Annotated in this window: 19 protein-coding genes; all 19 read left to right on the forward strand. The window is 58.1% G+C overall.

What is annotated here, in order from left to right; translation table 11 throughout:
• Window positions 1–205 precede the first annotated feature (205 nt).
• Window positions 206–1,252 carry a hypothetical protein gene (locus tag MMC1_RS05195; RefSeq protein WP_143711365.1) on the forward strand — a complete coding sequence of 349 codons (1,047 nt, stop codon included), beginning with the start codon at window positions 206–208 and terminating at the stop codon, window positions 1,250–1,252.
• Window positions 1,253–1,270: 18 nt separating this feature from the next.
• A complete protein-coding gene (locus MMC1_RS05200) occupies window positions 1,271–2,416 on the forward strand; it encodes a tail fiber domain-containing protein (protein ID WP_011712689.1) in 1,146 nt (381 codons plus the stop codon).
• Window positions 2,413–2,868 carry a hypothetical protein gene (locus MMC1_RS05205; RefSeq protein ID WP_011712690.1) on the forward strand — a complete coding sequence of 152 codons (456 nt, stop codon included), beginning with the start codon at window positions 2,413–2,415 and terminating at the stop codon, window positions 2,866–2,868. The genes MMC1_RS05200 and MMC1_RS05205 overlap by 4 nt, the downstream gene beginning before the upstream one ends.
• Before the next feature lie 392 nt (window positions 2,869–3,260).
• Window positions 3,261–4,163 (forward strand): sulfate adenylyltransferase subunit CysD, encoded by a 903-nt coding sequence (cysD, locus tag MMC1_RS05210; protein ID WP_011712692.1) that lies wholly within the window; start codon window positions 3,261–3,263, stop codon window positions 4,161–4,163.
• Window positions 4,163–6,067, forward strand: coding sequence for a sulfate adenylyltransferase subunit CysN (gene cysN, locus MMC1_RS05215; RefSeq protein WP_011712693.1), 1,905 nt, complete (start codon window positions 4,163–4,165; stop codon window positions 6,065–6,067). The genes cysD and cysN overlap by 1 nt, the downstream gene beginning before the upstream one ends.
• Window positions 6,068–6,483: 416 nt before the next feature.
• Window positions 6,484–7,758, forward strand: a complete 1,275-nt coding sequence (gene urtA / locus MMC1_RS05220; RefSeq protein WP_011712694.1) for an urea ABC transporter substrate-binding protein — start codon at window positions 6,484–6,486, stop codon at window positions 7,756–7,758.
• Window positions 7,759–7,832: 74 nt separating this feature from the next.
• Entirely contained in the window at window positions 7,833–9,464 is a 1,632-nt protein-coding gene (gene urtB, locus MMC1_RS05225; RefSeq protein ID WP_143711366.1) for an urea ABC transporter permease subunit UrtB, read from the forward strand.
• A 3-nt stretch (window positions 9,465–9,467) separates the two neighbouring features.
• Window positions 9,468–10,622, forward strand: coding sequence for an urea ABC transporter permease subunit UrtC (gene urtC / locus MMC1_RS05230; RefSeq protein ID WP_011712696.1), 1,155 nt, complete (start codon window positions 9,468–9,470; stop codon window positions 10,620–10,622).
• Complete coding sequence (urtD, locus tag MMC1_RS05235) at window positions 10,619–11,386, forward strand: urea ABC transporter ATP-binding protein UrtD (protein WP_011712697.1); 768 nt, start codon at window positions 10,619–10,621, stop codon at window positions 11,384–11,386. The genes urtC and urtD overlap by 4 nt, the downstream gene beginning before the upstream one ends.
• 3 nt (window positions 11,387–11,389) lie before the next feature.
• Window positions 11,390–12,085, forward strand: a complete 696-nt coding sequence (gene urtE / locus MMC1_RS05240) for an urea ABC transporter ATP-binding subunit UrtE (RefSeq protein ID WP_011712698.1) — start codon at window positions 11,390–11,392, stop codon at window positions 12,083–12,085.
• Entirely contained in the window at window positions 12,057–12,926 is an 870-nt protein-coding gene (locus MMC1_RS05245; protein WP_011712699.1) for an urease accessory protein UreD, read from the forward strand. Before urtE ends, MMC1_RS05245 begins: the two co-directional genes overlap by 29 nt.
• Before the next feature lie 36 nt (window positions 12,927–12,962).
• A complete protein-coding gene (locus tag MMC1_RS05250) occupies window positions 12,963–13,265 on the forward strand; it encodes an urease subunit gamma (RefSeq protein WP_011712700.1) in 303 nt (100 codons plus the stop codon).
• A gap of 11 nt (window positions 13,266–13,276) precedes the next feature.
• On the forward strand, window positions 13,277–13,588 hold the full coding sequence (locus MMC1_RS05255) for an urease subunit beta (protein ID WP_011712701.1): 312 nt from the start codon (window positions 13,277–13,279) through the stop codon (window positions 13,586–13,588).
• 4 nt (window positions 13,589–13,592) lie between these two features.
• Window positions 13,593–15,302 (forward strand): urease subunit alpha, encoded by a 1,710-nt coding sequence (gene ureC, locus MMC1_RS05260; protein ID WP_011712702.1) that lies wholly within the window; start codon window positions 13,593–13,595, stop codon window positions 15,300–15,302.
• A 14-nt stretch (window positions 15,303–15,316) separates the two neighbouring features.
• Window positions 15,317–15,925 (forward strand): urease accessory protein UreE, encoded by a 609-nt coding sequence (locus MMC1_RS05265; protein WP_011712703.1) that lies wholly within the window; start codon window positions 15,317–15,319, stop codon window positions 15,923–15,925.
• Window positions 15,915–16,610: an urease accessory protein UreF gene (locus tag MMC1_RS05270; protein WP_011712704.1), complete on the forward strand. Its 696-nt coding sequence runs from the start codon at window positions 15,915–15,917 to the stop codon at window positions 16,608–16,610. Before MMC1_RS05265 ends, MMC1_RS05270 begins: the two co-directional genes overlap by 11 nt.
• A complete protein-coding gene (ureG, locus tag MMC1_RS05275) occupies window positions 16,607–17,215 on the forward strand; it encodes an urease accessory protein UreG (protein WP_011712705.1) in 609 nt (202 codons plus the stop codon). The genes MMC1_RS05270 and ureG overlap by 4 nt, the downstream gene beginning before the upstream one ends.
• A gap of 354 nt (window positions 17,216–17,569) precedes the next feature.
• The gene (gene prfB / locus MMC1_RS05280; RefSeq protein ID WP_011712706.1) at window positions 17,570–18,709 is read left to right on the forward strand and encodes a peptide chain release factor 2; all 1,140 of its coding nucleotides are present in this window, start codon (window positions 17,570–17,572) and stop codon (window positions 18,707–18,709) included.
• A gap of 106 nt (window positions 18,710–18,815) precedes the next feature.
• Window positions 18,816–20,321 carry a lysine--tRNA ligase gene (gene lysS, locus MMC1_RS05285; RefSeq protein WP_011712707.1) on the forward strand — a complete coding sequence of 502 codons (1,506 nt, stop codon included), beginning with the start codon at window positions 18,816–18,818 and terminating at the stop codon, window positions 20,319–20,321.
• Window positions 20,322–20,333 lie beyond the last annotated feature (12 nt).

Raw genomic sequence — 20,333 nt, forward strand, 5'->3', positions numbered from 1 at the left:
TGGGCGCTTTTGGACTAGATAAACAATAGGTTTTGGTTAACCCGCCAGTGGCGGGTTTTTTTATGGCGGCGGCCAGGGCGCCGCCATGGGAGCGCACCCCTGGGATCGAGGGGGCGCGATGGGCAAGGCCAGATCATGGCCTTGCCTGGTGTCAATCAAGGGGCAAACAGAGGATGCCCCCATTAAACCCAATTGGAGTATGGACATGCAGAATTCAAACAGCCTTCGTCAAGAGATCATCAACAACCATAATGCCATCGCCGCCAAGTATGGTGAGGCCGCCTATCCGCCAGGTGGGCGTATGTCGGGTGGGGTTGCCCCGGCACCGCTGGTGCAGAGTGGGCAGGGGCCGCAAGGTTATGGGCAGGAGCTTGCTCAGGAGACCCTTATTCCCCCGGCATGGCAGCATTGGCAGGCGCTGTTTTTGCAGCTGCCCGAGCAGGCTCAGGCCATTATTATTGAACGAGAAATGACCCTTAGCGACTATGAAGAGCTGGATGAGTTGATGAAGCGGCAAGACGATCTGCTGCAAAGCTTGGGGAAAACCCGTGTCCAGGGCTTGCGGGAGCTGCTGGATATTCATGAAATGACCCGCACCGATCCCCATGGTTATATCCAGCACTTTGCCCGCCATGTGGGGTTGGATCTACAGGCCCTGGTACAAGGGCAGGCACACGGGCAGGCGCAGCAAGGGGTTTCGCCCGCCGCCCCCGCATATGCGGGTGAGCGGTCGCCACAGCTCGGGGGGGATGCCGCTGCGGCCTATGGGGTACAAGGGGCGGGTGTTGCACCGCTGCCGAACCCGGAGCATGCCATGGCTCGACAGGTGATGCAGCAGCTTGAGCAGATGGAAGCGCGTATGGCCTGGATGGAGCGTCGCGCCGATGCCCACAAATTGGAACGGCAGTGGGAGGCCTTTCGCGATGAAGTGGATGCCTCCGGCCAGCCCAAGCGTCCCTTTTGCACGTTGTTAGAGGGCGAGATGGCCCAGCAGCTCCAGCAGGGTAAGCCGTTTGATTTGCCAGCCCTGTATGCTGAAGCCCTGGCGAATCATCCCGAGTTGCAGATGCGTAGTGAGACGGTGGCGCAGCCGGTGCAAGAGTCGGAACAGCAGCGCCGGGCGCGGGCCGCAGCGCGGGCCAATAAGATGGTCAGTGGCTCTTTGGGTGCTGCCCAGGCAGAGGGTAGCGCGCAAAACCGCACCTTGCGTGAGGAGATTATCCACAACATGAAACGTTTGGGCTACATGTAAGGGCGGGGGAGATAACGTATGGGTAAATCAGCACCTGCCATGCCGGCGGCGCCGGATCCGGTGGCAACCGCCAATGCTCAAGCGGCGGCCAATAAAGAGGCGGTTAATGAATCCGCCAAGGTTAACCAGTTTCGTCAAGAGACCCCTTATGGGGTGTTGGATTGGAGCGGTGAGATCGGCACCCCCGACCGCACCATGAAGGTGACACTTTCTGAGGATGCCCAGCGGGCTTATGGGGATCAGCAGGCCATTGCCGCCAATTTGGCGCAGATTGCCATGGGCCGTATGGGGCAGATTGATGCGGGTCCCTTCTCCCTGGATGGGGTGGCTCAAGTGCCCAATGGCGCCAGCCTAGAGCAGGCGCGCAATCAGGCCATGCAGGAGTACTACGCCCATGGCAGCCAGTTTCTCGACAAACGTACGGCCAATGAGCAATCCAAGTTGCAAGATCGGTTGATCCAGCAAGGGGTGGGATTGGACTCCCGCGCCTACCGTCAAGCGATGCAGGATTTTCAGGAACAGAGCCATGAAGCCTATGCGGAGTTGGAGTCGCGGGCGCGTCTGGCGGGTTCGTCAGAGGCGAGCCAGCAGTACCAGTTAGGACGCCAAATGCGCAATGACGAGATCCAGGAAATGGTGTTCCAACGCACCCAGCCCATGAACGAGTTGTCGGCGATTTTGCAGGGTTCACCCGCCATCCAGGCGCCCAGTTTTGGTGCGCCCAGTCAATACAGTGTGGCCCCCGCTGATGTGATGGGGGCCATTCAAAATAACTACAATGCCCAGGTGTCGGCGGCGAACTCGGCACGGGCGGCCAATGCTGCGACCACAGGGGCGGTTATTGGCGGTTTGGGCGCCATTGGTGGGGCGTGGATCAGTTCCCGCCGCTTTAAACAGCACTTTGCCGATTTGGCCGCCGAGGATATGTTGGATGCGGTTAAGCGTCTGCCGGTGCAGGCGTGGCGGTATAATCCCGCCATGGTGCCGGATGATGACGCCGTGCATGTGGGGCCCTATGCCGAAGATTGGCAGCAGGTTACCGGGTTGGGGGATGGCGTAACCCTGAATATGTTGGATGTGGCAGGTCTGCTGCTGGGGGCGGTACAGGGGTTGATCGCCCAGGTGGAACAGTTGCAGGCAGCTCAGCAGGAGCATGGGTCATGATTGATATGAACAGCTTAAACAGTATGACCCGGGCCGTGATGGCACGCACGGATCTGCAAAAAGAGCCGGGTTTGAGTTCGCTCACGCAGGCGGTGCTCAAGTTCCGTCCCGAGCTGGTGCCGCGACAGGCCCAGCTCAGCCCGGTGGTGGAGACCGCTGTAAGCGGGGAGCATAGTCCGCTTATCAAGCAGCAGGCGCACCACGCCATCGGGGTCGAGGCGGAAGATGTGGCCCCCGCTGGTCGCGCCATGGCAGAGGGGATTCGTGCCTTTTCCCGAGGTATCGCACCGGGGGTGCGCGCCCTCAAAGAGCGCCTGGAGCAGCGGGATGTCGCCACACCCGCCCACACAGCAGATCCACGAACAGCAACCCCTAACGGGAGGGATGCCCCCTCTCCACCACCATCGGACCCTGCATGGGGCAGGGCGGATAAGCCGCATCGCTTTGTCTAAAGGGCGGAGGGTTGCGTCTTAACATCCATCACGGGGTGCTTAGGCATCGGGTTAAGTAAAACATAAGCTGGGCGGCGTGCATGGTCTGGGTGGGTGCTCTTCACGGGAGACCAACCCAACCGGGCACGCCGCCTTTTGCCAGGGGGAGGGCGGGAGGGGCCCTCACGTGCTCGCGCCGCGCAACCTGCCCTTGGGGGAGCGTACCCACAAGCCATTGTTGGCCGCTCCCGCCCCCTTTGCCGCCTCTCCCCTGGTCGCTTTCCAATGGCCCTTCAGCCCCCATGTGTTTTCTCTCTGGGTTGTGGCTTTGTTGCTGTGGTAACGTTAGGCGCTTGCATGGCGTATGGTACGGGCTGTCGCGGCTCATTTAAGTTGTCCCTCTTTGATATGGAATGACCATGAAGACCCATCTGCAACGGCTGGAAGCCGAGAGCATCCACATCATGCGTGAAGTGGTGGCGCAATTCCGTAAACCGGTGATGCTCTACTCCATCGGTAAAGATAGCAGTGTGATGTTGCATCTGGCGCTCAAGGCCTTCTATCCCGGCAAGCCCCCCTTTCCCCTGTTGCATGTGGACACCACCTGGAAATTTCGTGAGATGATCGTCTTTCGTGATCAGCGTGTCAAAGCGCTGGGGTTGGATCTGCGGGTACACATCAATCAAGAGGGCATCGCCCAAGGCATTACCCCCTTCAATCAAAGCGCCTCGATTTATACCGACATCATGAAGACCCAAAGCCTTAAACAGGCGCTGGAGCAAGGGGGCTTTGATGCCGCCTTTGGCGGCGCGCGACGGGATGAAGAGAAGAGCCGTGCCAAAGAGCGCATCTTCTCCTTCCGCACCCCCAACCATCGCTGGGACCCCAAAAATCAGCGCCCGGAGTTGTGGAATCTCTACAATGGCCGCATCGCCCCGGGTGAGAGCATCCGGGTTTTTCCCCTCTCCAACTGGACCGAACTGGATATTTGGCAATATATCCATCAAGAGCAGATCCCTGTGGTGCCGCTCTATTTTGCCCAACCGAGGCCGGTGGTGGTGCGTCATGGGGCGTTGATTATGGTGGATGATGGGCGTATGCCCTTGCTGCCGGGTGAAGAACCGTCGTTACGCTCGGTACGGTTTCGTACCCTAGGCTGTTATCCCCTGACGGGGGCTGTTGAGAGTACCACCACCGATGTGGCGGGCATCATCGGGGAGATGTTGGTTGCGCACCGTTCAGAACGGGAGGGTCGGGTGATTGATCATGATGGGGGGGCCTCCATGGAAGAGAAAAAACAGGAGGGGTATTTCTAATGGTGGATTTGCATACCCCTCCCGCGCACTTTGATATGCAGGCCTTTGTGGGTCAACAAAACCAAAAGGATCTGCTCCGTTTGCTCACTTGCGGCTCGGTGGATGATGGTAAATCCACCCTGCTGGGGCGTCTGCTCTACGACAGTAAACGGGTGATGGAAGATCAACTGACGGCGTTGGTGGCTGACTCCAGCCGCTTTGGCACCACCGGTGCGGGTGAGCTGGACTTGGCGCTGTTGGTGGATGGTCTGGCCGCCGAGCGGGAGCAGGGCATTACCATTGATGTGGCCTACCGTTTTTTATCCACCGAGCGGCGCACCTTTATTGTGGCGGATGCCCCGGGCCATGAGCAGTACACCCGCAACATGGCCACTGCCGCTTCCACCGCTGAGCTGGCGATTATCTTGGTGGATGCCAGCAAAGGCATTTTGACCCAGACCCGGCGGCACAGCTTTATTGTGGGGCTTATGGGCATTAAGTCGGTGGTGCTGGCGGTGAACAAAATGGATCTGGTGGGGTATCAGGAGGCCCCCTTTGTGGCCTTGGTGCAGGCTTATGAAGCGTTGGCGCAACGCTTGGGTATAACATCCCTACAGGCGATTCCACTGGCGGCCCTGACGGGTGAACATGTGGTGCAGCGGCAGGGTCATATGCCTTGGTATAGCGGGCCAACCCTGCTGGAGTATCTGGAGTCGGTGCCGGTGGAGCAAGAGGCCTCGCAGGCTCCTTTGCGTATGCCGGTGCAGTGGGTCAATCGCCCCCATGCCGATTTTCGTGGGTTTGCGGGCACCTTGGCCGCTGGAGAGGTGCGGCCTGGGGATGATGTGGTGGTTCTGCCCTCGGGCAAGTTGAGCCAAGTCTCTCGTATTGTGAGCATGGATGGCCCTCTGCAACAGGCGGTTGCAGGGGATGCGGTGACACTGGTGTTGGCCGATGCGCTGGATGTCTCACGGGGGGATGTGATTGCCCAAGCCAATGCCCGGCCTGAGGTGGCGGATCAGTTTGCCGCCCATCTGCTGTGGATGAGCGAGGCCGCCCTGCTGCCGGGCCGCGCCTATCTGTTAAGGATAGGTACAGCCCAAGTGACGGCCCAAGTGACCAAGATTAAACATAAAATCAATGTCAATACCGGGGAGCAAATGGCGGCGGCCCATCTTGAGTTAAACGATGTGGCGGTGTGCAATCTGGCCTTGGATCGGGCGGTGCCGTTTGAGCCCTATAAGGTAAACCGGTCGCTGGGGGGCTTTATTCTGGTGGACCGTATGAGTCATGCCACGGTAGGCTGTGGCATGGTGGATTTTGCACTGCGGCGGGCGGCCAATATCCATCAGCATGATATGAAGGTGGATCGCGCGGCGCGGGCGGCGGCCAATGGGCAGCGTCCATGTGTTTTGTGGTTCACTGGACTCTCCGGGTCGGGTAAATCCACGGTGGCCGATCTGGTGGAGCAAAAGCTCTACCGCATGCAGCGGCGCACCATGACCCTGGATGGCGATAATGTGCGCCACGGTTTAAACCGCGACCTGGGGTTTAAAGACGAAGATCGGGTGGAGAATATTCGGCGCATTGCCGAGGTGGCCAAATTAATGGTCGAGGCGGGTTTGATTGTCTGTGTCAGCTTTATTTCACCCTTTCGCAACGAGCGGCGCATGGCGCGGGAGTTAATGGGTGCCGGAGCCTTTTATGAGATCTTTGTGGATGCCTCGCTGGCGGTGTGTGAGCAGCGGGATCCCAAGGGGCTCTATAAAAAGGCGCGTCTGGGGGAGATCCCCAACTTTACTGGCATCAGCAGCCCTTATGAAGCCCCTCAGACGCCCGACCTGCATCTGGCCGCTGGCGATGAAACCCCGGAGCAGTTGGCCGATCAAGTGGTCCACTTTTTACAGCAGCAAGGGGTGATCTGAATAGGAGATGTGGCTGGGGAGATCAAAGCTGCGGGCAGGCAAGGGGGGGGAGCCATGGTGTTCCCCCTTTGTGCGTTTGGGGGGTCATGCGGCATGATTAAAAATTGTGCTGGATGAATGGTTTGTGCGCATGTGAGTTGGTGTTGTTGATTAAATGCTAGGCGGTATGATTGTAACAAATTTGTTATAATTAGATAATAATATTAAATAACATTAAGATAGACAATTTTTTAACAGTTTTTGGGCTGTTCGGTGTGGAAGGGCTGGGTTGCGTGGTAAAGTGTCCTATAACCTATAGATAAATAATGGATAAATCATTGTGTAGCCGCTTTTTTAAGCAGATTGAAAAGTAGGCACGCTCCCTGCTCTATGGGTTGGCAGAAACACTTTTACTCTGCGACGTAAGGAGCGAATGGATGAGTATGCGGTTTAAACATCTGCTGGGTGCGGGAGCCATTGCGGCAAGTTTACTGGGGGCTGGTTTGGCCCAAGCGGCGGAGACCATTAAGGTTGGTGTGTTGCACTCGTTATCGGGGACCATGGCGATCAGTGAAACCACGCTTAAAGACACGGTTTTAATGATGGTGGATGACCTGAACAAAAAGGGCGGTTTGTTGGGTAAAAAGGTTGAGGCGGTGGTGGTGGATCCCGCTTCCAACTGGCCCTTGTTTGCGGAAAAAACCCGTGAGTTGATTGAAAAAGAGAAGGTGGACGTTATCTTTGGTTGCTGGACCTCGGTAAGCCGCAAATCGGTTTTGCCGGTTATTGAAGAGCTCAATGGTCTGCTCTTCTACCCGGTGCAGTATGAGGGTGAAGAGAGCTCCCGCAATGTCTTCTATACCGGAGCGGCCCCCAACCAGCAGGCGATTCCTGCGGTGGATTATCTGCTCAGCGAAGAGGGCGGTGCCGCCAAGCGCATCGTGCTGCTGGGTACCGACTATGTCTACCCCCGCACCACCAACAAAATTTTACGCGCCTACCTGAACAGCAAGGGTATCTCCGACGCGGATATTATGGAGAACTACACCCCCTTTGGTCACTCCGACTGGCAAACCATTGTGGGCGATGTGAAAAAGTTCGCCTCGGCGGGTAAAAAGACCGCTGTGGTTTCCACCATCAATGGCGACGCCAACGTACCCTTTTACAAAGAGCTGGCCAACCAGGGCATCAAGGCGGAAGAGATCCCTGTGGTAGCCTTCTCGGTGGGTGAAGAGGAGCTCTCCGGTATTGACGCCAAGCCCCTGGTTGGTCACTTGGCCGCCTGGAACTACTTTATGAGCGTGAATAACGACACCAATGCCGCCTTTATCAAAAAGTGGCACGCCTTTATTAAAGACAGCAAGCGCGTCACCAATGATCCCATGGAGGCCACCTACATTGGCTTTAATATGTGGGTGCAAGCGGTGGAGCAGGCGGGTACCGCGAATGTGGATGCGGTGCGTCAAGCCATGTATGGCCAAAAGGTGCCTAACCTCACTGGCGGTATGGCAGTAATGAACAGCAACCACCACCTCTCCAAGCCGGTGCTGATCGGTGAAATTCAACCCGATGGTCAGTTTGAAACGGTTTGGAAAACCGAAGGTACCGTGGTGGGTGACGCATGGTCCGACTTTATTCCCCAGTCGGCCAAATTGACCGCCGATTGGACCTACCCCTGGGTTTGCGGTAACTGCGAAAAACCCAAATATTAAGTTTACCCCGCTGTTGATCCGGCGGACCCCCTCGGCGGGGTCCGCCACACCCCCTTTAGATGGATAGATCCACCATGCAACGATCCCTGAAATTTTTTCTGTGGTGTGCCTTGACGTGGGCGGTTTGCTTGACGGCACCCCTGGCGAAGGCAGCCAGCCAAGATGATCTGCAACGTCTGAATAATCGATCTTTTTCTGTTAAAATGCAGGCGATTAAAGAACTTGGTGCCAGTGGTGATCGGGCCTTAGTGCCCGCGCTGACCGCTTTGTTAGAGGGCAACCTCTATGGACGTAAAACCGATAACATGGTGGTGATCGGCCAAAAAAGCGGACAAGTTTATCTATTGATTGATCCATTAAGCGGTCAAGAGCTGGGGCAGGTGCAGGAGAGTGCGCTGGCCAAGATTGGCATCAACAACCGGCTGCGGCGGTTGATTCGGGGTGCCCTGGGGGGCTTGACCCTGCTGAGCAAAGATCCTGCCCTACGCTTACAGGCGGCCCAATCCATTTTTAATAGTCGGGATGTGGAGCTGCTGGAGAGCCTGCAACAGGCCATTGCCCGCGAAGAGGATGCCACCATTCTGGCTGCTATGCAGAAGGCCCAAGCGGTGATTGAGCTGTTTCATGGCGAGAGCTTGGAAAAACGCAAAGCAGCCGTGATTTTGCTGGAACAGGTGGGTGGGCAGGATGTGCGGGCGCTGCTCTCGCAACTGGTGCAGGAGCCGGATCTGCACAACAACCACGCGGAGCTGTATGGTGTGGTCAAGGCTGCGCTGGAGCGGGTTGAGGAGCGCTTAAGACTATGGAACATGGTGGGTAGCCTGTTCCAGGGCATCAGCCTGGGTTCGGTGTTGCTGTTGGCGGCGGTGGGGTTGGCCATCACCTTTGGGGTGATGGGGGTGATCAATATGGCCCATGGTGAGCTGGTTATGTTGGGGGCCTATACCACCTTTGTGGTACAGGATCTGTTTCGGGCCTATCTGCCGGATTGGTTGGATTGGTCGTTGCTGGTGGCGGTGCCCATGGCCTTTTTGGTCTCTGGTCTGTTTGGGGTGGCCATTGAACGGGGCATTATCCGCTTTTTGTATGGGCGCCCCCTGGAGACCCTGTTGGCGACCTGGGGCTTGAGTTTAATGCTGCAACAGTTGGTGCGCACCCTGTTTGGACCCACCAACCAAGAGGTCAGCAACCCTTCATGGATGAGTGGGGCGATTCAAACCAGTCAGGGCTTGGTGCTCACCTATAACCGTATCACCATCATTCTCTTTTCGCTGGCGGTGATCGGTTCCTTGGCGTTGGTGTTGCGCAAAACCTCGCTGGGTTTGCAGATGCGCGCGGTGACGCAAAACCGCCGCATGGCCGGCTCCATGGGCATCCGTACCGGCTGGGTGGACGCGCTAACCTTTGGTTTGGGGGCGGGTATTGCGGGCATCGCGGGGGTGGCGCTTAGTCAGGTGGACAATGTTTCACCCAACCTGGGGCAGAGCTACATTATTGATAGCTTTATGGTGGTGGTGTTTGGTGGGGTGGGCAACCTGTGGGGCACTCTGGTGGGGGCCTTTAGCTTGGGGGTGTTGAATAAATTTATGGAGCCCTTGGCAGGGGCGGTGCTGGGTAAAATTTTGGTGCTGGTCGGCATTATTCTGTTCATTCAAAAACGCCCCAGGGGATTGTTTGCCCTAAAAGGGCGGGCGGTGGAGGCATAAACCATGGGACCTATAAGCAAGCGCATCGGGTTTTTGTTGGGGGATCGTGGGGGGATGGCTCTGCTGGTGTTGGTATTGGGGGCGGCCATTGTGGTGCCCATCCTTAACCTGGCGGTGGCGCCAGAGAGCCCCTATCACATCCCCAACTATGTGGTCAGTTTAATGGGGAAATATCTAGCTTTTGCGCTGTTGGCGCTGTCGGCGGATCTGATCTGGGGCTATGCGGGCATTTTAAGTTTGGGGCATGGTGCTTTTTTTGCCCTGGGTGGCTATGCCATGGGCATGTACCTTATGCGGCAGATTGGGGATCGAGGGGTCTATGGCAACCCAGAGCTGCCGGATTTTATGGTCTTTCTCAACTGGCACGAGTTGCCCTGGTATTGGCACGGTTTTGAGTGGTTTGCCTTTGCCGCGCTGATGGTCCTGGTGGTGCCGGGGCTGTTGGCCTTGGTATTTGGTTGGTTTGCCTTTCGCAGCCGGGTTACGGGGGTCTATCTCTCCATCATTACCCAGGCGATGACCTATGCGCTGCTGCTGGCGTTTTTCCGGAATGATATGGGCTTTGGTGGCAACAATGGTTTGACCGACTTTAAAGATCTGCTGGGTTTTGACCTGCATGACGATACCACCCGTGCGGCGCTGTTTAGTGTCACGGCGCTCGCTTTGGCCCTGAGTTATGGGGTGTGCCGATACATCACCGCCTCCAAACTGGGGCGGGTGCTGTTGGCGGTGCGGGATGCCGAAAGCCGTACCCGTTTTATGGGGTATCGAGTCGAAAACTATAAACTGTTTGTGTTTGTGGTGGCGGCCATGATGGCCGGTTTGGCCGGGGCGTTGTATGTGCCCCAGGTGGGCATCATCAACCCTGGCGAGTTTTCGCCAGGGAACTCCATTGAGATTATTATCTGGGTAGCGGTCGGGGGGCGCGGCACCCTGTATGGGGCGGTGCTGGGGGCTGTTTTGGTCAACTATGGCAAAACCTACTTTACCGGTGCCCTGCCCGAGGCGTGGCTCTACATGTTAGGCGCTCTGTTTGTGGCGGTGACCCTGTTTATGCCCCAGGGGGTGGTGGGGTTGGTGGCCCAGTGGAAGAACCGGCTACGGGCTCGCAAAGCCCCGGCCCAGGGGGATCATCAGGTGGCGGAGGTGGGCCAATGAGCGTTTTTAACACCAGTCACCGGCCCGATAATCTTATCCTCTATCTGGATGCGGTCTCCGTGAGTTTTGATGGGTTTAAGGCGCTGAACGCCCTAAGCTTTTATGTGGGGCGGGGGGAGCTGCGCGCCATTATTGGACCCAATGGTGCGGGTAAAACCACCATGATGGATGTGGTCACCGGCAAAACCCGTCCCGATGTGGGCTCGGTGGTGTTTGGGGATCGGGTGGACCTAACCAAATTGGATGAGGCGGAGATTGCCAACCTAGGCATCGGGCGTAAATTTCAAAAACCCACGGTGTTTGAAAACCAGACGGTGTTTGAAAACCTGGAGCTGGCGTTGGCGGGGGATCGGAGTATTTGGGCCTCGCTCTTTTTCCGGCTCAATGGGGCGCAGCGGCAGCGTATTCAACAGGTGTTGGCGCTCATTCGTCTGCACGAGCGGCGGGATTGGTTGGCGGGCAATCTCTCCCACGGGCAGAAGCAGTGGTTGGAGATCGGCATGCTGTTGATGCAAGATCCCCAGCTATTGCTGGTGGATGAGCCTGCGGCGGGCATGACCGATGAAGAGACCATGCGCACGGCGCAGATGCTCAAAGAGATTGCCAAAGATCACTCGGTGGTGGTGGTTGAGCATGACATGGCGTTTGTAAAAAGCTTGCAGTGTCGGGTGACGGTGTTGCATGAAGGTTCGGTGTTGGCCGAAGGATCACTGGAGACGGTGCAGGCCAATGAACAGGTTATTGAGGTCTATCTGGGACGTTAAGCCATGTTGCAAGTGGAACAGGTTGATCTGTTTTATGGTGCCAGTCAGGCGCTAAAACAGGTAGGATTTCAGGCAGAGGTGGGCGAAGTCACCTGTGTCTTGGGGCGCAATGGGGTGGGTAAAAGCTCCTTGATGCGGGCGGTGGTGGGGCAACAGAGCATTCGCGCCGGGCGCATTGTCTGGGAGGGGCAGGATATCACGGGGCTCAGCCCGCCCGAGCGGGCGCGACGGGGCATCGCCTATGTGCCCCAAGGGCGCGAGGTGTTTCCGCTGCTGACGGTGGAGGAGAACCTGAAAACCGGTTTTGCTCCGCTGGCCAAAGCGCTGCGGCACATCCCCGATGAGCTGTTTGAGCTGTTCCCGGTATTGCGGGATATGCTGGGCCGTCGGGGTGGGGATCTCTCCGGTGGGCAGCAGCAGCAGTTGGCCATTGCGCGGGCATTGGTGACACGCCCCCGCCTGCTGGTGCTGGATGAACCCACAGAGGGGATTCAGCCCAGCATTATCAAGGATATTGAGCGGGTTATCCGGTTGTTGGCCAATCGGGGGGATATGGCCATTATTCTGGTGGAGCAATATTTTGAGTTTGCCCGCAATCTGGCCGACGCCTTTGTGGTCTTGGACCGGGGCGAGGTGGTGTTGGCAGGCCGGGGTGAGGGGATGAACGAAGATGAGGTCCGCAGCCACCTTACCGTATGAGAGCAACCCCAGTCAGGGGGTGCAGGGCTGTGTGCGGCTCTCTTTTGTGCAGCGCCATGGGCAGAGCCGCTTGGAGAGCCTCTACCACAGCGACCCCATGCGGGTGATCATTCCCCAAACGCCCCCCGGCGAGCCGGTGCATGGGGTGGTGGTGACCACTTCGGGTGGGCTGGTGGGGGGGGACCAGTTGGATATCGAGCTTATCGCCCGGCCCCATACCCAGCTGTTGGTGATGACCCAGGCGGCAGAGAAGGTCTACCGTTCGACGGGGGCCGATAGCACGGTGCAGATCGCCCTGCATGTGGAGGCGGGGGCCTTTTTGGAGTGGCTGCCCCAGGAGACCATCCTGTTTGACCAGGGGCGTTTGCGGCGCACCACCCAAGTCTATTTGGGGGAGAATGCCCGCCTGTTGGCTGGGGAGATGGTGCTGTTTGGGCGCAGCGCCCATGGGGAGCAGTTGCGCCAGGGGTTGTTACGGGATAGCTGGTTGGTGCATCGTGAGGGGGCGTTGGTGTGGGCCGACCTGCTCAAGCTGGAGGGGGATCTGCAACACCCTTTGCAGCATCCCGCCGCCTTGGCTGGGGCCAAGGGCTGCGCCACCCTGCTGTTGGCCGGGGAGGAGGCCGCCCAACTGTTAGAGCCCCTGCGGGGGTGGTTGGCAGAGGCCGGTATGGAGGGGCCATCGGTTAAGGTGGCGGCAGGGGTGGTGCATGGTCTGCTGGTGGTGCGCTGGTTGGGGTGGGATGCGCGGCTGTTGCGGCAAGGCTATGGTCAGATGTGGAGCTGGTTGCGGGGTCAGTTGGGGCGTCCTGCGCGGATGCCAAGATTATGGGATATCTAACCCACGGCTAAGATGAGAGAGGGGTAGGGGAGCGTCATGCATCTTTCACCAAGAGAGAAGGATAAGCTGCTGGTGGCGATGGCGGCAATGGTGGCCCGGCGGCGTTTGGAGCGGGGGGTCAAGTTAAATTATCCCGAATCCATTGCGCTGATTAGCGACTATGTGGTGGAGGGGGCACGGGATGGCCGCAGTGTGGCCGAGCTGATGCAAGCCGGGGCCACGGTGCTACGCCGGGAGCAGGTGATGGAGGGCATCGCTGAGATGATCCATGAGATCCAGGTCGAGGCGACCTTTCCCGATGGTACCAAGTTGGTGACGGTGCACAACCCCATTCGTTGAGGAGTAGCTTGATGATTCCAGGTGAACTTTTCCCTGCCCCAGGTGACATTATTCTCAATGCCGGGTGTGAGACCCTGACCCTAACGGTGGCCAATGGTGGCGACCGGCCCATACAGGTTGGTTCGCACTACCACTTTGCCGAGACCAACCCCGCCTTACAGTTTGACCGGCAGCGGGCCAGGGGCTACCGGCTGGATATTCCGGCGGGCACGGCGGTCCGTTTTGAGCCGGGGCAGGCGCGGGATGTTACCCTGGTGCCCTATGGTGGGCGGCGGCAGGTGGTGGGTTTTAATGGCTTGGTCAACGGCCAATTGGAGGACTAAACCGATGGCATATACCCTAGATCGCGGCAGCTATGCGGCCATGTTTGGACCGACGGTTGGCGACCGTGTGCGGTTGGCCGACACCGAGCTGATTATTGAGGTGGAGCAGGATTACACCACCTATGGTGAAGAGGTTAAATTTGGCGGCGGCAAGGTGATTCGTGATGGCATGGGGCAGTCCCAGCACAGCCGTCAGGAGGGGGCGGTGGATACGGTGATCACCAACGCCCTGATTGTGGATCACTGGGGGATTGTCAAAGCGGATGTGGGTATTAAGGATGGTCGTATCTGCGCCATTGGCAAAGCGGGCAACCCCGATGTGCAGCCCAATGTGGATATTATAATCGGCCCCGGTACCGAGGCCATTGCCGGGGAGGGGCGTATTCTCACCGCTGGGGGCATTGACGCCCATATTCACTGGATCTGCCCACAACAGATTGAGGATGCTTTGCATAGCGGCATTACCACCATGCTGGGGGGTGGCACGGGTCCGGCTGAGGGGACCAATGCCACCACCTGCACGCCGGGGCCGTGGCATATTGCGCGTATGCTCCAGGCGGCAGAGGGGTTGCCCATGAATATGGGCTTTTTTGGTAAGGGCAATGCCTCGCGCCCCCAGGGGTTGGAGGAGCAGTTACGGGCCGGGGCGTGTGGTCTGAAGTTGCATGAGGATTGGGGCACCACCCCCAGCGCCATTGATGTCTGTTTGAGTGTGGCGGAGAAGTGGGATGTGCAGGTGGCCATCCATACCGATACCTTGAACGAGTCGGGCTTTGTGGAGAACACCACGGCAGCCTTTAAGGGGCGCACCATCCACGCTTTTCATACCGAAGGGGCGGGGGGTGGCCATGCGCCGGATATTATTAAATTGTGTGGCGAGGCCAATGTGTTGCCCAGTTCCACCAATCCGACCCGTCCCTTTACCCGCAACACCCTTGATGAACACCTGGATATGCTTATGGTATGTCACCATTTGGATAGCCGGATTCCCGAAGATGTGGCCTTTGCCGAGAGCCGTATTCGCCGCGAGACCATAGCGGCGGAGGATATTTTGCACGATCTGGGGGCTTTTTCCATGATCGCCTCGGACAGTCAGGCCATGGGGCGGGTGGGGGAGGTGATTATCCGCACTTGGCAGACCGCCGATAAGATGAAACGCCAGCGGGGCGCCTTGCCGGAAGAGCGGGGGCAAAACGACAATCAGCGGGTTAAGCGCTACATTGCCAAATATACCATCAACCCCGCCATTACCCACGGTATTGCCCACTATGTGGGCTCGGTTGCGGTGGGTAAGTTGGCCGATTTGGTGTTGTGGAAACCGATGTTTTTTGGGGTTAAGCCTGATTTGGTCTTAAAGTGCGGCACCATTGCCTCGGCGGCGATGGGGGACCCCAACGCCTCCATCCCCACCCCGCAACCGGTACACTATCGCCCCATGTTTGGGGCCTTTGGTGGGGCCTTGACCCACAGCGCGGTCAACTTTGTCAGTCAGGCCGGGTTGGATGGGGAGATTGCCCAGCAGTTTGGGCTGCGTAAAACCCTGCTGCCGGTGGTGGGGTGTCGCACCATCGGCAAAGCCGATATGGTGCACAACAGCGCCACCCCCCACATGGAGGTGGATCCAGAAACCTATGAGGTGCGGGCCGATGGGCGGTTGTTAACCTGTGAACCGGCCACGGTATTGCCCTTGGCGCAACGCTATTTCCTGTTTTAAACAAGGGGTGGATCATGCGGCGAGCCATTGCGGTACAGGGCGCGGGCAGTTGGGCGCAAGCAGAGCGGGTGGGTTCGATTACACTGCCCTACGATCAGCGTTTTCGTCGGCGTATTCAGTGGCAGGATGATGCGGGCAGCCCCTTTTTACTGGATCTGTCGCGACCTGTGCTGCTGGGGCATGACGATGGCTTGCTGCTGGACGAAGGGGGGATCATCCAGGTAATTGCCGCCCAGGAGCCGGTGCTGGAGATTATCCCAAGGGATGCCCAAAATGCTGCCCGTCTGGCGTGGCATGTGGGCAACCGCCACACCCCCGCGCAAATCCTGGTGGGTGGGGTGATGCGCATTCATGAAGACCATGTGTTGATGGCGATGTTACAGGGTTTGGGGGCGACGGTACACCGAGTGATGGCCCCTTTTGCACCCGAGGGGGGAGCCTATGGTGGCGGTTCGGCTCAGCATGGGCATGACCATGGGGGCCAGAGTCACGAGCATGCCCACCCCCAAGCGCAAGACCCTCGCACGGCGGGACATGCACAGGCCGGCACCCAAGCGTCCGACCACAGCACTCATGGCCATAGCCATGACCACGACCCTGGGGGTGCGGTGCATGAGCACTGAGGCAGCCCTGCTCAAGCTACAAAGCTGGTTTTCCCCCAGTTTTCCCGTCGGGGGTTATACCTATTCCCACGGTTTGGAATATGGGGTGGAGTGCGGTTTGATCCACCATCGGGAGAGCCTGCAAACATGGCTGGAGGGGCTGTTGCAGTGGGGGGCGGGTCACGGGGAGGGGGTGCTCTTTCATGGGGCCTATGGTGCGGCGGTGCGGCAGGATTGGGCGGCCCTGCACGAGGTCACGGTGTGGGCTCAGGCGCTGCGCCCCACGGCGGAGTTGGCGTTGGAGAGCCGTGGTCAGGGGCGGGCCTTTTTGGTGGCGGTGCAGCAGGGGTGGCCTCATCCATGGGTGCAGCGGTGGGGTGACGGCTTGGCCGAGCATGCGCCCTATGGCGTGGTAACGGGATTGGCGTGTGCCGCCCATGGTGTGCCCGAAGCCATGGGCTTGAGCGCGTTATTGCATGGCATGGTGGCGGGTTGGATCTCTGCGGCGGTGCGTTTGATTCCGCTGGGTCAGCAGGCGGGGGTGTTGGTACAATCGGCGCTGGAGGGGGAGATTCAAACCCTGGTCCGCGCTCTGTTAAGCCAGCCTGCCAGCGCTTTTCAAGCAGAACTTGGGGGCTGTGCGTGGATGGCGGAGTGGTGCTCCCTTAAACATGAAACTCAATATACAAGGCTGTTTCGATCATGAGCAATCCCTTGCGGGTAGGGGTGGGCGGACCGGTGGGTTCGGGCAAAACGGCGCTGTTGGAGTGGCTCTGTCGCGAGATGCAGCAGCACTATTCGGTGGCAGCCATCACCAACGACATCTACACCAAGGAGGATCAACGCATCCTTACCGCCAGTGGGGCGTTGCCGGCGGAGCGCATTATGGGGGTGGAGACGGGGGGGTGTCCCCATACCGCGATTCGTGAGGATGCCTCTATGAATCTGGCAGCGGTGGAGGATATGCAGCTACGCTTTGCCGATTTGGAGCTGATTTTTATTGAGTCGGGGGGGGATAATCTGGCGGCCACCTTTTCGCCAGAGTTGGCTGATCTTACACTCTATGTGATTGATGTAGCCGCCGGAGAGAAGATACCCCGCAAGGGTGGCCCAGGCATTACCCGCTCCGATCTGCTGGTGATTAATAAAACCGATCTGGCCCCGCTGGTGGGGGCCGATTTGGCGGTGATGGAGCAAGACACCCTGCGTATGCGTGGGTCGCGCCCTTTTGTGTTTACCAACCTTAAACAGGGCGATGGGGTGGCGGCCATTATCCAGTTTTTGGTGGAAAAGGGCGGGCTCGGGGTGTGACGTTGGACCGCTAAGCCTGTTTGTGTTGCTTTGTGTCGTGGATGATCTTTCCCCTTCTGTTTTCATGTGCGATGGCCCACTGGTTGGTGCCATTCCCTCTGGCTTGGCTGGTCCGTTGCGGCGGCCACGGCATCCCTGCTGTTGCCCCGCTGCCCCGTCTCGTGGGTCTATTGTGACGCTTTACGCGGCTTACATGCGAATCCAGTTTATGCAACCTGCTAAAATGTGGTATAAAGCGAGGTTTTTAGCTTAAACATGGGATGACCTTAGGGGCATTCCACCTGCTGGGCTGGGGGTGGGGAGCCGGGGTGTGGCTGTTTTGTCCCCGTGTGTTAAGGCTAAAGCCCTGTTTTCATGCGCAGCAATGGAACGAACGCCGTGGAAGAGAATATACAAAGAACCTTTGAGGCCATTGGGGAGAAGCTTACCCTATTGCGTGGTCATTTAAACTATGAGCAGGGGAAAGAGCGTCTGAGCGAGCTGGAATCCCTGGCTCAAGATCCCAATCTATGGGGGGATTCTGAGCGTGCGCGCACCGTGATGACGGAGAAAAACCGTCTGGAAAAAACCATTGGTGAGTGGGATGCGCTCAATAGCGAATCCACCGATGCCCGTGATCTGCTGGAGATGGCCCAGGAGGAGGGCGATAGCGGCATGATCGCTGAGGTAACGGCGCAGGTGGCTGCCATTCTCAAACGGTTAGAGGGGCTGGAGCTGGCACGCATGCTCTCCGGCGAGGCCGACGCCAACAACTGCTTTATCGAGATCCATCCCGGTGCTGGGGGTACAGAGTCCCAGGATTGGGCCTCTATCCTGCTACGCATGTATCTGCGTTATTGCGAGAAATCCGGCTTTAAAACCGAAGAGGTTGACTATCTGGCCGGGGATGAGGCGGGCATTAAATCGGTCACCATCAAGGTTGAGGGTGACTACGCTTACGGCTATCTCAAGGTGGAAAGTGGGGTGCATCGCCTGGTGCGCATCAGCCCCTTTGACTCCTCGGCGCGGCGGCACACCTCGTTTACCTCGGTCAACGTCTATCCAGAAATTGATGACTCCATCGAGATTGAGATCCTCGATAAAGATCTGCGGGTGGATACCTTCCGTGCCTCTGGAGCGGGTGGGCAGCACGTCAATAAAACCGATTCGGCCATCCGTATTACCCACCAGCCCACCGGTATTGTGGTGCAGTGCCAATCGGGGCGCTCTCAGCACCGTAACCGGGATGAGGCGATGAAAATGCTACGGGCGCGGCTGTTTCAGTTAGAGATGGATAAACGGGCCGAGGCCGCCCAAGCGGTGGCCGACGCCAAGAGTGACATTGCTTGGGGGCACCAGATCCGCTCCTATGTGCTGGCCCCTTATCGGCTGGTTAAAGATCTACGTACCAGCTATGAAACCGGCAATACCGATGCGGTATTGGATGGCGAGTTGGATGGCTTTATTAAGGCGGCCCTCTCGCAACGCATTGTTGGGGATGACCATAGCGGTTAACCACAGGCACGCGGGCAGCGCGGAGTTGACGCCGCACGCTCCAACCTAACAGTTTGGCTTTCACTCGGCCCGTATGGGGGGGTGGGGTCTATTGCTATCTTGAAAGATGGAAACCAACACCATGTCCCAACAGGAAGAGAACCAGCAGATCGCCGCCCGTAAAGTTAAACTAGAAGCCCTGCGTGAAGCGGGGGTTAACCCCTATCCCAGCGGCTTTAAACCCGATATTGACCTCGCGAGTGTGAGTCGGGCCAACGGCAATGAGATGGATCCGGCTACCCTGGAGCGGGTGAGCGTCAAGGTGGCGGGGCGCATTATGCTGCTGCGCAACTTTGGCAAACTGACCTTTGCCACCTTGCAGGATGAGAGTGGTCGCCTACAGATTAGTGCTCAGCGGGATGTTGTGGGGGCCGAGCTCTACAGCACGGTTTTTCGCAAGATTGAGGTAGGGGATATTCTAGGGGTGGAGGGGCATCTGTTCCGTACCAAGGTGGGGGAGCTGACGGTGCAGGTGGAGCGCTTTGAGCTGCTCTCTAAGGCGGTGCGCCCCCTGCCAGAGAAGTTTCACGGCTTGGAGGATGTAGAGACCCGCTACCGCCAGCGCTATGTGGATCTGATTGTGAATACCGAGGTGCGGGAGATCTTTAAAACCCGCAGTCGAGTGATTAGCCGCATTCGCCAGTTTATGGAGCATCGGGGCTTTTTGGAGGTCGAAACCCCCATGATGCACCCCATTCCTGGTGGCGCGACGGCGCGTCCCTTTGTGACCCACCACAATGCCTTGGATACCGATCTCTATCTGCGCATTGCCCCTGAGCTCTACCTTAAACGGCTGATTGTGGGTGGCTTTGAGCGGGTGTTCGAGATTAACCGTAACTTCCGGAATGAGGGGCTTTCGCCCCGGCATAACCCAGAATTTACCATGATGGAGTTTTACCAAGCCTATACCGACTATCGGGAGTTGATGGATTTTACCGAGGCGCTGGTGCAGGATGTGGTGAAAGATGTCAATGAGGGTGAATTGACGGTGGCGTATCAGGGGCAAGAGCTGGATTTTAGCGGCCCATGGGCGCGGCTAACCCCGGCTGAGGCGATTGTGCGTTATATGGAGGCCGACGCCGCACGCATCACAGAGCGTGGTTATCTGGAGAGTCTGGCCGAATCGCTGGGCATTAAAGCCGAAACCAGTTGGGATGATGGCATGCTGCTGCTCACCATCTTTGAAGAGGGGGTGGAGCATAAGTTGATGGCTCCTACCTTTATTATAGACTACCCCATTTCGGTCTCGCCGCTCTCCCGCCGCAGTGATGACAATCCTGACATTGCGGAGCGGTTTGAGCTCTTTATTGCGGGTCGTGAAATCGCCAACGCCTTTTCCGAGCTCAATGACCCCGCCGATCAAGCCAGCCGCTTTCAAAAGCAGGTAGAGGCCAAAGATGCAGGTAATGAGGAGGCGATGCACTTTGACGCCGACTATATCCGCGCCTTGGAGTATGGCATGCCCCCCACCGGTGGTGAGGGCATCGGCATCGACCGTTTGGTGATGCTGTTAACCGATGCGGCCAATATTCGTGAAGTATTACTCTTCCCGCAGATGAAGCGGGAGGGGTGAGCCTAACTCCTG

This window comes from Magnetococcus marinus MC-1, assembly GCF_000014865.1.
Classification (GTDB): Bacteria; Pseudomonadota; Magnetococcia; order Magnetococcales; family Magnetococcaceae; genus Magnetococcus; species Magnetococcus marinus.

Bases quoted from the DNA above. Each gene is read 5' to 3' on its own strand.
- urtE (WP_011712698.1), top strand. From the start codon at position 11,390: ATGTTGCAAGTGGAACAGGTTGATCTGTTTTATGGTGCCAGTCAGGCG.
- ureC (WP_011712702.1), top strand. From the start codon at position 13,593: ATGGCATATACCCTAGATCGCGGCAGCTATGCGGCCATGTTTGGACCG.
- cysN (WP_011712693.1), top strand. From the start codon at position 4,163: ATGGTGGATTTGCATACCCCTCCCGCGCACTTTGATATGCAGGCCTTT.
- MMC1_RS05205 (WP_011712690.1), top strand. From the start codon at position 2,413: ATGATTGATATGAACAGCTTAAACAGTATGACCCGGGCCGTGATGGCA.
- MMC1_RS05250 (WP_011712700.1), top strand. From the start codon at position 12,963: ATGCATCTTTCACCAAGAGAGAAGGATAAGCTGCTGGTGGCGATGGCG.
- lysS (WP_011712707.1), top strand. From the start codon at position 18,816: ATGGAAACCAACACCATGTCCCAACAGGAAGAGAACCAGCAGATCGCC.
- urtA (WP_011712694.1), top strand. From the start codon at position 6,484: ATGAGTATGCGGTTTAAACATCTGCTGGGTGCGGGAGCCATTGCGGCA.
- MMC1_RS05195 (WP_143711365.1), top strand. From the start codon at position 206: ATGCAGAATTCAAACAGCCTTCGTCAAGAGATCATCAACAACCATAAT.
- MMC1_RS05200 (WP_011712689.1), top strand. From the start codon at position 1,271: ATGGGTAAATCAGCACCTGCCATGCCGGCGGCGCCGGATCCGGTGGCA.
- MMC1_RS05255 (WP_011712701.1), top strand. From the start codon at position 13,277: ATGATTCCAGGTGAACTTTTCCCTGCCCCAGGTGACATTATTCTCAAT.
- urtD (WP_011712697.1), top strand. From the start codon at position 10,619: ATGAGCGTTTTTAACACCAGTCACCGGCCCGATAATCTTATCCTCTAT.
- MMC1_RS05270 (WP_011712704.1), top strand. From the start codon at position 15,915: ATGAGCACTGAGGCAGCCCTGCTCAAGCTACAAAGCTGGTTTTCCCCC.
- prfB (WP_011712706.1), top strand. From the start codon at position 17,570: ATGCGCAGCAATGGAACGAACGCCGTGGAAGAGAATATACAAAGAACC.
- urtC (WP_011712696.1), top strand. From the start codon at position 9,468: ATGGGACCTATAAGCAAGCGCATCGGGTTTTTGTTGGGGGATCGTGGG.
- cysD (WP_011712692.1), top strand. From the start codon at position 3,261: ATGACCATGAAGACCCATCTGCAACGGCTGGAAGCCGAGAGCATCCAC.
- MMC1_RS05245 (WP_011712699.1), top strand. From the start codon at position 12,057: ATGAGGTCCGCAGCCACCTTACCGTATGAGAGCAACCCCAGTCAGGGG.
- urtB (WP_143711366.1), top strand. From the start codon at position 7,833: ATGCAACGATCCCTGAAATTTTTTCTGTGGTGTGCCTTGACGTGGGCG.
- MMC1_RS05265 (WP_011712703.1), top strand. From the start codon at position 15,317: ATGCGGCGAGCCATTGCGGTACAGGGCGCGGGCAGTTGGGCGCAAGCA.
- ureG (WP_011712705.1), top strand. From the start codon at position 16,607: ATGAGCAATCCCTTGCGGGTAGGGGTGGGCGGACCGGTGGGTTCGGGC.